Source organism: Pseudomonas sp. LS2P72, assembly GCF_054897865.1.
Window position 1 is genome coordinate 2,155,518 of the sequence record NZ_CM142708.1, and the last position, 12,704, is coordinate 2,168,221.

At 57.6% G+C, this 12,704-nt stretch carries 14 protein-coding genes and 2 pseudogenes; 6 read left to right on the plus strand and 10 right to left on the minus strand.

What is annotated here, in order from left to right; all coding sequences use genetic code 11:
- Positions 1-52: 52 nt before the first annotated feature.
- A complete protein-coding gene (locus tag ACYZUA_RS09985) occupies positions 53-523 on the plus strand; it encodes a hypothetical protein (RefSeq protein ID WP_461962958.1) in 471 nt (156 codons plus the stop codon).
- A 178-nt stretch (positions 524-701) separates the two neighbouring features.
- Here ACYZUA_RS09985 and ACYZUA_RS09990 read toward each other — a convergent pair whose 3' ends face one another.
- Complete coding sequence (locus ACYZUA_RS09990) at positions 702-1,028, minus strand: hypothetical protein (RefSeq protein WP_461963932.1); 327 nt, start codon at positions 1,026-1,028, stop codon at positions 702-704.
- Between the two features lie 355 nt (positions 1,029-1,383).
- Positions 1,384-2,118 (minus strand): DUF899 domain-containing protein, encoded by a 735-nt coding sequence (locus ACYZUA_RS09995; RefSeq protein ID WP_461962959.1) that lies wholly within the window; start codon positions 2,116-2,118, stop codon positions 1,384-1,386.
- A 177-nt stretch (positions 2,119-2,295) separates the two neighbouring features.
- Between ACYZUA_RS09995 and ACYZUA_RS10000 the strand changes: the two genes are divergently transcribed.
- On the plus strand, positions 2,296-2,688 hold the full coding sequence (locus ACYZUA_RS10000) for a transcriptional regulator (protein WP_461962960.1): 393 nt from the start codon (positions 2,296-2,298) through the stop codon (positions 2,686-2,688).
- Positions 2,689-2,813: 125 nt separating this feature from the next.
- Here ACYZUA_RS10000 and ACYZUA_RS10005 read toward each other — a convergent pair whose 3' ends face one another.
- The 3 genes from ACYZUA_RS10005 to ACYZUA_RS10015 all read right to left on the minus strand — a co-directional run bounded on the left by ACYZUA_RS10005 (position 2,814) and on the right by ACYZUA_RS10015 (position 4,886).
- Positions 2,814-3,683, minus strand: coding sequence for a DUF6279 family lipoprotein (locus tag ACYZUA_RS10005; RefSeq protein WP_461962961.1), 870 nt, complete (start codon positions 3,681-3,683; stop codon positions 2,814-2,816).
- Positions 3,684-3,762: 79 nt separating this feature from the next.
- Positions 3,763-4,479 (minus strand): TorF family putative porin, encoded by a 717-nt coding sequence (locus ACYZUA_RS10010; RefSeq protein ID WP_461962962.1) that lies wholly within the window; start codon positions 4,477-4,479, stop codon positions 3,763-3,765.
- A gap of 218 nt (positions 4,480-4,697) precedes the next feature.
- On the minus strand, positions 4,698-4,886 hold the full coding sequence (locus ACYZUA_RS10015) for a hypothetical protein (RefSeq protein WP_017337097.1): 189 nt from the start codon (positions 4,884-4,886) through the stop codon (positions 4,698-4,700).
- Positions 4,887-5,237: 351 nt separating this feature from the next.
- Between ACYZUA_RS10015 and ACYZUA_RS10020 the strand changes: the two genes are divergently transcribed.
- The gene (locus tag ACYZUA_RS10020) at positions 5,238-6,074 is read left to right on the plus strand and encodes a CvfB family protein (RefSeq protein WP_309674159.1); all 837 of its coding nucleotides are present in this window, start codon (positions 5,238-5,240) and stop codon (positions 6,072-6,074) included.
- Positions 6,075-6,351: 277 nt separating this feature from the next.
- On the plus strand, positions 6,352-7,284 hold the full coding sequence (locus ACYZUA_RS10025; RefSeq protein WP_046048101.1) for a DMT family transporter: 933 nt from the start codon (positions 6,352-6,354) through the stop codon (positions 7,282-7,284).
- Here the strand turns inward: ACYZUA_RS10025 and ACYZUA_RS10030 are convergent.
- Positions 7,229-7,490 (minus strand): annotated as a pseudogene (locus ACYZUA_RS10030) (YbfB/YjiJ family MFS transporter); the annotation flags it as partial. The gene ACYZUA_RS10025 and the pseudogene ACYZUA_RS10030 sit on opposite strands and share 56 nt — an antisense overlap.
- On the opposite strand from ACYZUA_RS10030, the pseudogene ACYZUA_RS10035 reads away from it, so the two are divergent.
- Positions 7,490-7,717 (plus strand): annotated as a pseudogene (locus ACYZUA_RS10035) (LysR substrate-binding domain-containing protein); the annotation flags it as partial. The pseudogenes ACYZUA_RS10030 and ACYZUA_RS10035 sit on opposite strands and share 1 nt — an antisense overlap.
- Before the next feature lie 139 nt (positions 7,718-7,856).
- Positions 7,857-7,985 (plus strand): PA1414 family protein, encoded by a 129-nt coding sequence (locus tag ACYZUA_RS10040; RefSeq protein WP_007914492.1) that lies wholly within the window; start codon positions 7,857-7,859, stop codon positions 7,983-7,985.
- A gap of 334 nt (positions 7,986-8,319) precedes the next feature.
- Here the strand turns inward: ACYZUA_RS10040 and ACYZUA_RS10045 are convergent, their stop codons facing one another.
- The 4 genes from ACYZUA_RS10045 to ACYZUA_RS10060 all read right to left on the minus strand — a co-directional run bounded on the left by ACYZUA_RS10045 (position 8,320) and on the right by ACYZUA_RS10060 (position 12,696).
- Positions 8,320-9,045 (minus strand): MBL fold metallo-hydrolase, encoded by a 726-nt coding sequence (locus ACYZUA_RS10045; protein ID WP_461962963.1) that lies wholly within the window; start codon positions 9,043-9,045, stop codon positions 8,320-8,322.
- 133 nt (positions 9,046-9,178) lie between these two features.
- Positions 9,179-10,558: a sodium:solute symporter family protein gene (locus ACYZUA_RS10050; RefSeq protein ID WP_461962964.1), complete on the minus strand. Its 1,380-nt coding sequence runs from the start codon at positions 10,556-10,558 to the stop codon at positions 9,179-9,181.
- A gap of 164 nt (positions 10,559-10,722) precedes the next feature.
- Entirely contained in the window at positions 10,723-12,234 is a 1,512-nt protein-coding gene (locus tag ACYZUA_RS10055) for a purine-cytosine permease family protein (protein WP_461962965.1), read from the minus strand.
- A 54-nt stretch (positions 12,235-12,288) separates the two neighbouring features.
- A complete protein-coding gene (locus ACYZUA_RS10060) occupies positions 12,289-12,696 on the minus strand; it encodes a YybH family protein (protein ID WP_461962966.1) in 408 nt (135 codons plus the stop codon).
- Between the last annotated feature and the right edge of the window lie 8 nt (positions 12,697-12,704).

Sequence of the window (12,704 nt, forward strand, 5' to 3'; positions counted from 1 at the left end):
TGGAGTTTGGTTGTAAATTTCTGGGATGTTCCAAGAGTCAGGGCTGTACACAATGAGAGAAATAAATTACCCGCGTCGTAAAGTATTCATGGCCTTCTTCTTCTGCCCCTTGGTACTGGGATTTTTCGCTGATATTTTCAAGTTCGTTGCACTGCTCGCCCATTTAGCGAGCACTCCCCGGTTTGGGCGAGGTAAGGAGCGCGGAACTACTGTTGCTGCCGGTGGTGGCTCCACTCATCGCGCAGGTGGCATTTTTTTTCTGCCGTTTCTGGGGTTCGCACTAGTGGTCACGTGGCTGAAAATCAACAGGACTCCGCGCAATTGTGTTGTTCTTTCCTTGGCGGGGAGCTGCCTTGCCATGTTGTGGGCATTGTTGTTTGTTGCGGCTGTAGTGCACGGAGTCAAGAGCGCCAAATTCTCGGATTATATTTTTGAAATGCTTATGATCTCCGTAGCTTCAACAGCTACTTGCTGGTTGGCGGCGCGCTTTTTCCTGCCTGAGGCGAGATACGTCAAATGTTGAATCTGTTAGAGCGGAACGGAACTCTTAATTAGCAGAATTCGAGTCAAAATTAAAAGCCCACCCACGCTGCAGTTTTAACTGTTTAGTGGCAGGAACGACCTAAAGGGGAGGGATTTATTTGTTTGCCTTTCGATGTGAAGGTGTCTAGACCTGAAGCAGGTGTAAAACTATTTCAGAACTAGACATTGCTCACAACATGAAACGGGCGACCCAAAAGGTCGCCCGTTTTCATTTGCCCCGCAGCCTGCGCCAGCAATCGTCGACCAATCACATCCATCAAATCACAACCATCACGCAAAGGTATGGCCAGCAGTTTGAAAAAGTCCGAAAGCACCACCGTGTCGCAACCAATCTCGGCACGAAAGGCGATGTTCTCCAGCACCTGTGTGACCGTGCGAATGCGGTAATCCGCCATTGCTTGCAGGACGTCGAGCGGCGCTTGGGTATCAATAAGCAGAGAAGCCTGGATCAGGTCGATTCCGGTGAGGGGCATGTATCTATCCATAGTTGGAGTCTCTCGTAATGAAAAAGGACTCTCTCTAATCAGGTCGCCAAACCCGGTCGCCTTTTGGGCGACGGGCGGACTATAAGTTTCATCGTTCCAGCGGTGCAAGTCACCTGATTCCGAGCTTGTTGTAGGGCATTTGCCGCAATTGCAATCAGGCAACGAACCGCAACCTACAGAACTCCACGCAACCTTGTGGGAGCGACCCTGCTCGCGAAAGCGGTGTATCAGTTGATATCTATGTTGAATGTTAGTCAGTCATCGCGAGCAGGCTCGCACACAGGGGGGGTGGTGTTCATGGGGACTGTGTCCAGCCCGGACCAAGCCCCCGATGGTTGTGCTCGAACCCTGAGGGCTACCCTCCATGGCAGCAGCTGGCCGAGACCTTGTCGTCATACTGATCATGAAGCCTTACCCATTCCATGATTTCCTCTTCATTACGCCCCTTGGGTGTGAGGTCCAAGTAGTTGTAAGCCCCAACCAACATGTCCAAACCTCGGGCATAAGTGGAATAGGTATGAAAAATCTCACCAGCATCATTGCGATAAAACACGCTGAGGCCGGGGAGTTCTTCTTCGGCGCCGTCAGATTTTTCGTAGTTGTAGGTGGCTTTACCGGCGGTGACGTCTTCTGCTCGGGCCGAGACGCCGAAGTCGTAATTGAAGTCGCAGCCTTCTGACGACACCCAATCGAATTTCCAGCCCATGCGTCGTTTGAAGGCCTGGAATTCGGCGAACGGTGCGTGGGAAACCGCCACCACGGCGACGTCATGATGGGCCAGGTGTTGGTTGGCGCCGTCGATGTGATCGGACAGGAACGAGCAGCCAGAGCAGCCTTCGTCCCAGCCTTTGCCAAACATGAAGTGGTAGATGACCAACTGGCTACGGCCGCCGAACAGGTCCGCCAGTTTCAGTTCGCCGTTCGGGCCCTGGAAGTGGTAGTCCTTGTCGATTTTCACCCAGGGCAGGGCGCGGCGTTCGGCGCTGAGTTTGTCTCGTTCTTTGGTAAAGGCTTTTTCGTGGGCCAGGTGTTGCTTGCGGGCGGCGAGCCATTCTTCTCGAGAGACGACGGGATGATTCTGAATGTTCATTGGGATTCTCCTGCAGGATGCTGGGAGGTGACTTACACAGCCTAGTCGTTTGGCCTATGCGCAATTCGACATACCGCCGGTCGGTACAGGCAAAAACCTCGGCTGAACGGCTACGAGCCGCGCCGGTCACACCCTATGAAGGCCATCTCACTCGCGGGAACTGGAGGTTGAATCAGGATGACGACTTATAACTGGGATTTGATTGAACGCTTGCTGCACGAGGTGCAGAACAGCGCCGGCCATAGCTTCACGCCACGGCCCTACGCCGAGCAGTACGCGGCGGAAAAAGCGGCGGAGGGCGAGACGATTGAGAACCTGGATCACCTGAAAGCAGTGGCTGGTGAGTATGAAAAGTTACTGTTGGCGCGCGGCTATATTGAGCCTCGGCCTGAGGATCAAGGTGGTAACGGTTCGAACTACATTTTGACGCCTCGGGGCTCGAGTTTATTGAGCCTGATCGACAGCAGTATTCCGGGCAATGACCATCCGCGGCAGGTGTTGGATGAGCAGGAAGATGCTTTGGATGAGGTGACGTTTGATGAGGTGGCGTCGAAGGCGCAGATTGCCTGACGATCACCCCCTAACCCAGTGTGGGAGCGAGCCTGCTCGCGATTGCGGTACATCAGTAACATCAATTTTTATTGATACACCGCAATCGCGAGCAGGCTCGCTCCCACAATGGAGTTGTGTAGTGCTTAACTTTGTTTGGCTGCCTTCAAACACTTCAAATCATTGAAGTCCTTGCGCACCCCTTCTATTTTCTTCAGCAACTGCTGGCGCTGTTCCGGCGTGCTTTCGGCCATCAAGTCCACAAATAACGCCCGTGCCTGGGCTTCGGTGCTGGCGTAGGCCTGGCGATAAGCGGGCGTCCACAAGCTCTCGCGATTGACCAGAAGTGTCTCGATTCTCTGTGGGAACTCTGGACTCTGGCGCTGCGCAACTGCCGCACTGAACTGCTTCTGCCAATGGACGCGGTTGGCGATCCATTGCGTATTCTGGTCCCCCAAGGCGTTGGACCACGCGACAACGCGTTGCTGCTGGGTGGTGCTGAGCGGGCCGAGCCAGTCATTCAGGCGTTTTTCCATGCGCTGGCTACGCGCCTTGATCTGTTGATCTAGAGACGGTTTGAGGTATTGGTCCTGGCGTTTGCGTTGGTCCTTGGCAAAGGCGTCGTTCATCTCTGCGACTTGCTTGTCATCCAACCCCTGTAATAGCTCAATGGCCGACGGGGTGATTTCCCTCGCGGTCTGGGCGATGGCTTGTTTGGCTTCCTGGACGCGGGTTTGCAGCGCAGCGTCGGTGACCTGGTTGGTCTCGACCATGACCTGCAAGCGGTCCAGCCAGTCGAGGTAGCCCGGCAGTTGCGTGGTGCAGTGCCAGCTGAGGTGCTCCTTGAGGCGCTCGTTGAACCAATCTTTCTGCTCGCCGTTCATGTTCAGATAGTCGCTGAGCGTCCACGGAACAATCACGTCGAGGTTGCGGTAGGCCAGGCCCACGCGGCTGCACGCTGCGAGGGCGAGACTGAGGGTGATAACGACGGCGAGATACTTCAACCAGCGCGACATGGGCGAATCCTTTGCGAAGGCCTGGCTTTTTAATGGGCTTTTCTATGTGAACGCAGGATGAGCCTCGCAGTTCAGCCGATCAGTAAAAGGCGCGTTCGGCCTTGAGGGTAACCAGTCCGTCGCATTGGCTGTTGTGCCCGGAATAGGCGGAGCAACTGTTGCCACTCAAGTTGGAATCACTGTAGATCAGGTCCAGATCGACGCCCATGAACGGGCGGGAAAGTTTCACTGACCAGTCGGTGAAACTGCCTACGTACCCACCGTCGACGGATGCCGGCGTGTTGAGCTGGTGGGTGGTGTATTTCATGCTGATCCCGATGCCGAACGGCTGATTGCCGCCGAGGTCGGCGAACACGGTGCTGTTCTGTTTGTCCGGGTCATTGCTGAAGGCTGCGCCGAAACGGCTGCCCAGAAAGGTCAGGCCACCGAAAAGCTCCTGGCTGTCGAGGGTGTCCACTTTCGGATAGCTGTAACGGATCATGCCGACTTCGTACCCGAGGGTATTGTCGAAAGGCTGTTTAAAGCCCATGTAGGAGTCGACTTCAAGGTTGGCCCCAGGCGTTAAACCCATGCTCGGTGCCCATTGGCCCACATAAAAACCACTGTCGTGACTCAGGTCGAGACCACCGTGGAACGAGCCGGTGCTGGAAGGTTTGACCAGCCCCTGGGCCATGCTGCGGCTGGGGGTGGTGCCGAGTTTGAGATCGAAGTCGCCCAGTTCACGCTGAAAGATTTGCGCGTTGGCGACCGAACACGACAGCAGGGTGCCGAGCAATAAATAGGAGGGTTTGAGCATGCGTCACTCCATGACAGCGAGGTGCAGGCACTAAAAACCTACTGAAACGCTTGATCTAGACGTGTGCAAGCATACCGGCGAATACTCGGCATCGAAGGCCGTTCGTCGATTTTTGAAATATTGGTTTGTTTGCGGGGGTACTGCGAGGGGGTTCCAGTCCAAGCGCTTCGAAGCTCAAAGCGCTTAGGGACCAGGTGTCGCGGCGGATCTTGGGGAAGTTACTTCTTGCCCAGGGTGATCTGCTTGGACGGGCCGAACGTCTGGCCGCTGACGCCTTTGGCAATTTGCTGGATCTCTCCGCCGGACTTGAGGAACGCAGCAATCTGGTTGTTGATCGATTCGCTGGTTTCAACGGCTGGAGCTGGCTTTGCTTTGCTGTTGGATGCTTTTACACGCATGGCGGCCATTAACCTATAGAAAATTAACTTGGCCAGGCATCGTACAGGAAATACTTGACAATTGCTTGGTAAATATCCCCCCGAAATACACAGGGCAGATGAAGAATTAATCACAAGTTATTATTCTGAATAGGTCTCTAAGCTACTGTTTTAACTAAGAACGGTCGTGCAAAATTACAGTTTTTCGCCTGGTGGACAGGCGCGGAAATCCCCAGAACGGCCTGACGAGCGGCCTGGCGCGCGCGGTAAAGCCCAGGAAAATTAAGCCCTTCAGAGGATTTTCTTGCGCCACCGGGCTGGCCAGCGAACGCGGCCCGCAAAACCGGGTAGAATGCCGCCCACGCAATGAGGGTATTGGAAATGGCTTTAGTCGGGCGCTACAACAGTTTGCAAGTGGTTAAACACACTAACTTCGGTTTATATCTGGACGGTGGCGCGGATGGCGAAATCCTCCTGCCTAATCGTTATATTCCCAAAGATATTCCCAGCGAAGATGAAGACTGGCTCAACGTTTTTATTTATCTGGACAGCGATGACAAACTCATCGCAACTACCGAAAAGCCGAAAGTTCAGGTCGGTGAATTCGCCAGTTTAAAAGTCGTTGAAGTCAACAGCATCGGTGTTTTCCTGGATTGGGGTTTGCCGAAGGATCTGTTGCTGCCGTACTCCGAAGAAAAGCGTCAGATGACCGCCGGTGAATATGTGGTGGTGCACGTCTACCTCGACAAGCACACCCGCCGCATCACCGCGACGGCGCGTCTGGACCGCTACCTCGACAAGACCCCGGCCAACTACACCCCTGGCCAGGAAGTTGATTTGCTGGTTGCCGAAGCCACCGATATGGGCTTCAAGGCGATCATCAACAACAAGCACTGGGGGCTGATCCACAAGAACGAAATCTTCAAGTTCATGCGCGCCGGTAAAGAAGAGAAGGGCTTTATCAAAGAAGTCCGTGCCGACGGCAAAATCAGCCTGAGCCTGCAACCGGTCGGCGAAGAAGCCGCCACCAGCCTGAACTCGAAGATTCTTGCCAAGTTGCGCGACAACAATGGCAGCCTGCCGGTCAGCGACAAGAGCGACCCGACGGTGATCACCAGTATGTTTGGCGTGAGCAAGGGCAACTTCAAAAAGGCCATCGGTGCGTTGTACAAGAACGGCCAGATCGTTATTCACGCCGATCGCATTGAACTAAGCTGACCCCGAACCGGCCCTGTGTCGTCCAGCCAAGCCAGCGTCCGGCCCTGTAGCAGATGTCGAGCCCCAGCGAGGCTGCGTCCGGCTGCGAAGCAGTCGTAAATCCTGCACACGCGGACTTTCTGAAACACCGCAAAGTCTGACTTACGACTGCTACGCAGCCGGACGCAGCCTCGCTGGGGCTCGACAGCTGCTACAGGGGGGCGTTCCTTGACTGATCGGCCTTTCCATTTTTTGACTGCCGAGTTTCTGCCATGGATTGTGTTGTCGAGGTGTTCCGGTGAGCGCCACCCGGCGCAGCGCTGATGGATTTGCCCTGCAAGTGATGATTGGGTTGTGCCTGATCTGGGGTGTTCAGCAGGTGATGATCAAGTGGGCGGCGCCAGACATCGCGCCGGTCATGCAGGCCGCCGGTCGCTCGGGTATTTCCGCATTGCTCGTAGGATTGTTGATCTGCTGGAAGGGCGGCTGGGATCAAGTGGGCAATACCTGGCGCGGAGGACTACTGGCTGGCGCGCTTTTTGGCCTGGAGTTTTTCTTCATTTCCGAAGGCTTGCAACTGACCACGGCCGCGCACATGTCGGTGTTCCTTTACACCGCGCCGATCTTCACCGCATTGGGCGTTCATTGGCTGTTGCCGAGCGAGCGTTTAAGACCCGTTCAGTGGCTGGGGATTTTCCTCGCCTTCGTCGGGATCGCCATCGCCTTTGCCGGCGGGGTGTCGTGGGACAACCTCGATCACCGCATGTTGATGGGCGATGCGCTGGGCGTTCTGGCTGGCGCGTCATGGGGTGCAACTACGGTGGTGGTGCGTGCTTCGCGCCTGTCGGAAGCGCCGGTGACGCTGACGCTGTTCTATCAATTGATCGTCGGTTTCGTTGGCCTGTTGCTGATCGCGATCCTCAGCGGCCAGGTTACTCACGTCAGCCTGACCACCGTCGCGGTGGCCAGTGTGTTGTTCCAGGGATTGGTGGTGTCGTTCTTCAGTTACCTGACCTGGTTCTGGCTGTTGCGCCGTTATCTGGCGGCGAACCTGGCGGTGTTTTCGTTCATGACGCCGCTGTTCGGCGTCACGTTCGGCGTGGTGCTGCTGGGCGAAGAGCTGAGCTTCAACTTCGTTGTCGGCGCGGTGCTGGTGTTGTTGGGCATCACGTTTGTCAGCGCTGAGCAGTGGGTGCGCCGTCGCTTGCGCAAAGCCCTTGGGCAGAGCTGACCGGACGCAATAACAGACCGCCAGCGACAATCAAACCGCTGTCGGCGAACACCAGCGCGGGGTTGCAAACCACCGCTGAAGTGGCTGCTCAATGCCGCCAGCAACGGCCCGATGAGCTGGCCTACGGCAAAGCATGCCGTCAGCCGTCCGGCGTTGCGCTGGGTGGCGTGGGGCGCCAGTTCCCGGGAACGTTGCATCACGACCTGCCTGCGTGATCGCCGGCTCAGGCGTGGCGCTGATTTCGGAGTCGATGCTTGCTAGTCTGCCGGGCCGCGAAAGCGTGGCGGTGCATCCGTTGGCCGAGCCATTTGCCAGTGCCACCACGTGGCTGATGTGGCGAAAAGGCATGGTCGGGGCGAACTTGAACGCGTGGCTTGAGCAGCAAAAATGGGTCTATCCGTCGGCGCCGAGTCAGGCTCGTGCGATGGCTTGAACTATCGGTCAGGTATTTTGATCAATTCAGTAACAGATCATTGCGACTTTGGGCGAGCATTACGTAGGACTTCGGACTATTATCAGTGCGAAGTGGCTACAGAATTTTGGCTACTCGGCACTACCCTGAAGGGGGCACCATGAAAGAGAAAATCCAAAACTGGCTGCACGACCTGGGTGTTGCACTCGGTTTGATCGAACCGCCTCTGCAACCTGTGCCTATTCGCACTGACGACGAACAACGCCGACGGCAGCAGCGCCGCCGGTAACTACCGACACGGTGCCTGTGGCGAGCGGGCTGTTGTGGCGAGGGGATTTATCCCCGTTGGGCTGCGAAGCAGCCCCAAGATCATTCAACCGGGGTTGTATCAGGTTGACCGCGTCTGGCGATTTGCGACTGCTTCGCAGCCGAACGGGGATAAATCCCCTCGCCACAGGTCGGCAGATTATTCTGATTGCCAACTGGCGGATGGTTGGCAGTCCGCATCAATCCCGCCCAACCTCCATCAAAAACCGGATCAAGTCATTCGCCGCCCTGGCGTTTTGAACATCTGATCTTCCTCCGCCGTAAACGCCGCCAAACCCAGCTGAGCACAGCAAGCTTCAGGCGTGCAAGCGCTGCCACTTGTCAATCATCGTGCGCAAATGTTCCCCGGAAAAACTTCCGAAATGCCCGCCATGCACCGTGCGGATCGATAACTCGCGCAAACGCTGCAGGCTGCGGGCGTAGTCGTCGAGGTTGGAGTGGTAGGCGTCTTCGATCAGCGGCCCGTCGTAGATGATGTCGCCGCTGAACAGGGTTTCGGTCGCTGCTTCGTAAAGGCTGATGCCGCCCGGTGAATGCCCCGGCGTATGCAGCACTTGCAGCGTGCGGTTGCCCAGATCCAGCACGTCGCCTTCTTCGATCAGTCCGGTGGCTGGTGCGGCTTTGACCCGGTATTCGGCGTAGCACAACGGGCAATCCGGGTGCGCCTCGAACATGTCGTCGCCGACAAAGGCTTTGCTCAAATCGTTGTCGCCGTCGGGTGCGGCGAGGATGTCCGCTTCAGCCGGATGCACCAACCGCTCAGGGAATTCGTGATGCCCTGCGATGTGGTCGAAATGGCAATGACTGGCCACCGCGACCAGCGGCCGTTCGGTGATCCACGGCAGTTGCTCGCGCAGGCTGACCAGCCCGGAACCGCTGTCGAGCAGCAAGTCCTTGTCGCGACCCTGAATGTGCCAGAGGTTGCAGCGATAGAAGGGGCGGATGTAAGGCTCGTGAATCAGGCGAATGCCGTCACTGAGCTGTTTCACCTCGAACCATTGATCGCGGCTGACGATCTTCATAAACGATTTTCTCCAGACGAAAAAAAACGGGTGTGGCAAGTGGGCGTGTCCTCCCTTATTTCCGGCGCAGGAAATAAGGGAGGACACGCCCGTGCCACACCCGTCGAAGAAAGCATCAGTCGTTATGTTCAGCTTAGGCGGCGCTGGCCACCACTGCAGGGCGACGGGACAGCAAGCTGACCACCACGAAACTCACCAGACCAACACCGAGGCTGTAGTAGATCGGGGTGTTGGCGTCCATACCGTCCTTGATCATGAACAGCAGCGCGGTGGCGAAGCCCATTCCCATGCTGGCGATAGCGCCGGCGGTGGTTGCGCGTTTCCAGAAGATTGCACCGATCAGCGGGATCAGCATGCCACCCACCAACAGGTTGTACGCCAGGGTCAGCGCGCTGATCACGTCGTTGACTACCAGCGCGATGCCGAGTACCGCGATGCCGGTCAGCAAGGTGAACAGGCGGTTGATGCCCAGCGTCGACTGTTTGCCGCCGCGCAGTTTCGGCAGCAGGTCTTCGGTCAGGGTGGTGGCGGCGGCGAGCAGGCCGGCGCTGGCGGTGGACATCATGGCCGCCAGGGCAGCCGCAATCACCAGGCCACGGATACCGTCCGGCAGGGACAGTTTGACGATGGCGGCGAAGGCGTTGTTGACGTTGTCCAGGTCCGGGATCAGGACATGAGCGGCCATGCCGATCAGCGCGCAGGCCAGTCCGTAAAGGATGCAGTAGAAGCCTGCAAATGTACCGGCGACCTGAGCCACTTTGGCGCTCTTGACGGTGAACACACGCTGCCAGATGTCTTGGCCGATCAGGATCCCGAAGAAGTAGATCATGAAGTAGGTGATGATGGTGTCCCAGCCAATCGTGGTGAAGCTGAAGGCGGTTGCCGGCAGTTTCAGCACCAACTCATCCCAACCACCGACTTGGTACAGGCAGATTGGCAACAGGATGAACATCAGGCCCACGGTCTTGATGACGAACTGGACGATGTCGGTCAGGGTCAGGGACCACATGCCGCCGATCGCCGAATAAATCACCACCACGCCACCGCCGACCAATACCGACAGCCAGAACGGCAGGTCGAACAGCACTTGCAGCACGGTGCCAATGGCCAGGATCGAGACCACGCCGATCATTAGCGCATACGCCAGCATGATCACCGCGCTCGCGGAGCGGGCCATTGGGTTGTAGCGTTTTTCCAGCACCTGGGTAACGGTGTAGATCTTCAGTTTCAACAGCGGTTTGGCGAGGAACAGGTTCAGCGCCACGATCCCGCAACCGAGGGCCGCGCAGAGCCAGAAACCGGAGATGCCATGGACGTAGCCCAGGCGCACGGTGCCGACGGTAGAAGCGCCGCCCAGAACGGTAGCGGCCATGGTGCCCATGTACAGGCTCGGGCCGAGGTTACGACCGGCGACCAAAAAGTCTTCGTTGGTCTTGGCCTTGCGCATGCCGTAGTAGCCGAGTATCAGCATCGCGGCGGCGTAGATGAGTACGACGAATAAATCCAAAGCCATGATGGCGTGTCTCCGATTGTCTTTTTTATGGTGAAACAAAGATGGTTCTGTGGGGCTGCTCACTGTGGGAGCGAGCCTTCTCGCGAAAGCGGTCTATCAGTCACATTGATGTTGAATGTGCCGCCGTCTTCGCGAGCAGGCTCGCTCCCACAGGGGAAGCGGTTTCAAGCCGGCTGACGTATTTCAGATTTCGTGATTGTGCTGGCACCTTTGCTGCGTGGATCGTCTGGACCAAACACCGCGGCCGATTCCGGGAACAGGCTCAGCAGCGCCAGGTACACCAACGAGGCCAGGCCAAGGGTGACCGGCAAGCTGATGTCGATGCCGCCGGCCAGTTCACCGAGCGGGCCAACGAACTGCCCCGGCAGGTTCACAAAGCACAAGCCCACCGCAGCACTCGGGATCCAGGCACCCAGCCCACGCCAGTTCCAGCCATGCGTGAACCAGTAACGACCACCTTTCTCGCCGCGGGTGAACACTTGCAGGTCATCCGGGCAGTAGAAGCCGCGACGCACCAGCAGGCCGATGATCATGATCACCATCCACGGGGTGGTGCAGGTGATGATCAGCACCGCGAAGGTCGACACGCTCTGCACCAGGTTCGCCGCAAAGCGCCCGATGAAGATGAAGGCAATCGACATCACGCCGATCAGCAGCGTGGCCTTGACCCGCGACAGCACACGAGGGAACACGCTGGACATGTCCAGCCCGGTGCCATAGAGCGAGGTGGTGCCGGTGGACATGCCGCCGATCACCGCAATCAGGCACACCGGCAGGAAGAACCAGCTCGGCGAGACGGCCAGCAGACCGCCGACGTAGTTGTTGGCGGCGATGTAGTCCGGTGCCTTGATCGCTACGATGGTGGCAGTGGCGAGGCCGAACAGGAACGGGATGAAGGTCGCGATCTGCGAGATCACCACGGCAGCCATGATGCGGCGCTTGGAGGTGTCACGCGGGATGTAACGCGACCAGTCACCGAGGAACGCGCCGAAGGAAATCGGGTTGCTCATCGCGACCAGCGCAGCGCCGATGAAGGCCGCCCAGAACCCCGGTTGGCCCATGCTGACGGTGCCGGCGTAGTTCACATCGAACGGACCGACGAAGGCGAAGATGCCCAGCAGGAACAACAGGCTGGCACTCCACACCGCGATCTTGTTGACCCACAGCAGGAAGCGGAAGCCATAGATGCAGACTGTCAGTACCAGGATCGCGAACAGACCGTAGGCCAGGCCCAGGGTCAGGTCGGTTTCCGGAAGACCGATCAAGCGCTTGGCGCCACCGATCAGCGCATCACCCGAACTCCACACCGAGAGCGAGAAGAAGGCGATGGCGGTCAACAGCGACAGAAACGAACCGACGATCCGCCCGTGCACGCCGAAGTGCGCACCGGAAGACACGGCGTTGTTGGTGCCATTGATCGGGCCGAACAGGCCCATGGGCGCGAGGATCAGCGAGCCCAGCAACACACCCAGCACAATCGCCCAGGCGCCCGCCTGAAAAGACAGGCCGAACAGCACCGGGAAACTGCCGAGCACGGCGGTGGCAAAAGTGTTGGAACCACCGAAGATCATCCGGAACAAATCCGTCGGGCCTGCGGTGCGTTCACTGTCCGGGATCTGTTCGACCCCGTAGGTTTCAATGTGCGTAAGGCTTTGGTCTTTGTTGTTGTTATTCATGATCAGCTCCGATCATAAAGGCGCGCTCATCGTGTGTGAGCGTCACCTGTTTGGCTAAGGGGGTGGCAGCCCTTCCGGCATCGCGGACAAATGTTCGTGGCAGGCCAGCCATAGGCCTTGTTGTTGTCGGCGAAACACAATCGTCTCGCGCTCCTGGCTGAAGTGTTGCTCCCCTTGCATGCGCAGCTCGGTGGCCACGTCATGGATGAAAATCGCCACGTCACCCTGCAGGCTGACGAAGGCGTTGCTCGAGGTACACGAAAGCACCTCGAAGCCATCCTCCGAGCGCCAGGTGTCCCACAACGCCTGATAGGCATCGCGCGACAGCAGGGGCTGTTCGAGGGTGTAGAACACGAAGCTGGCGTCGACGCTGAAGGCGCCGAAGTAGGCTTCGCGATCGTTACGGGCAAAGGCGGCTACCAGATCAGCAGCGGCCTTGAGTACCTGATCACGTTCGTTCACGACCAATC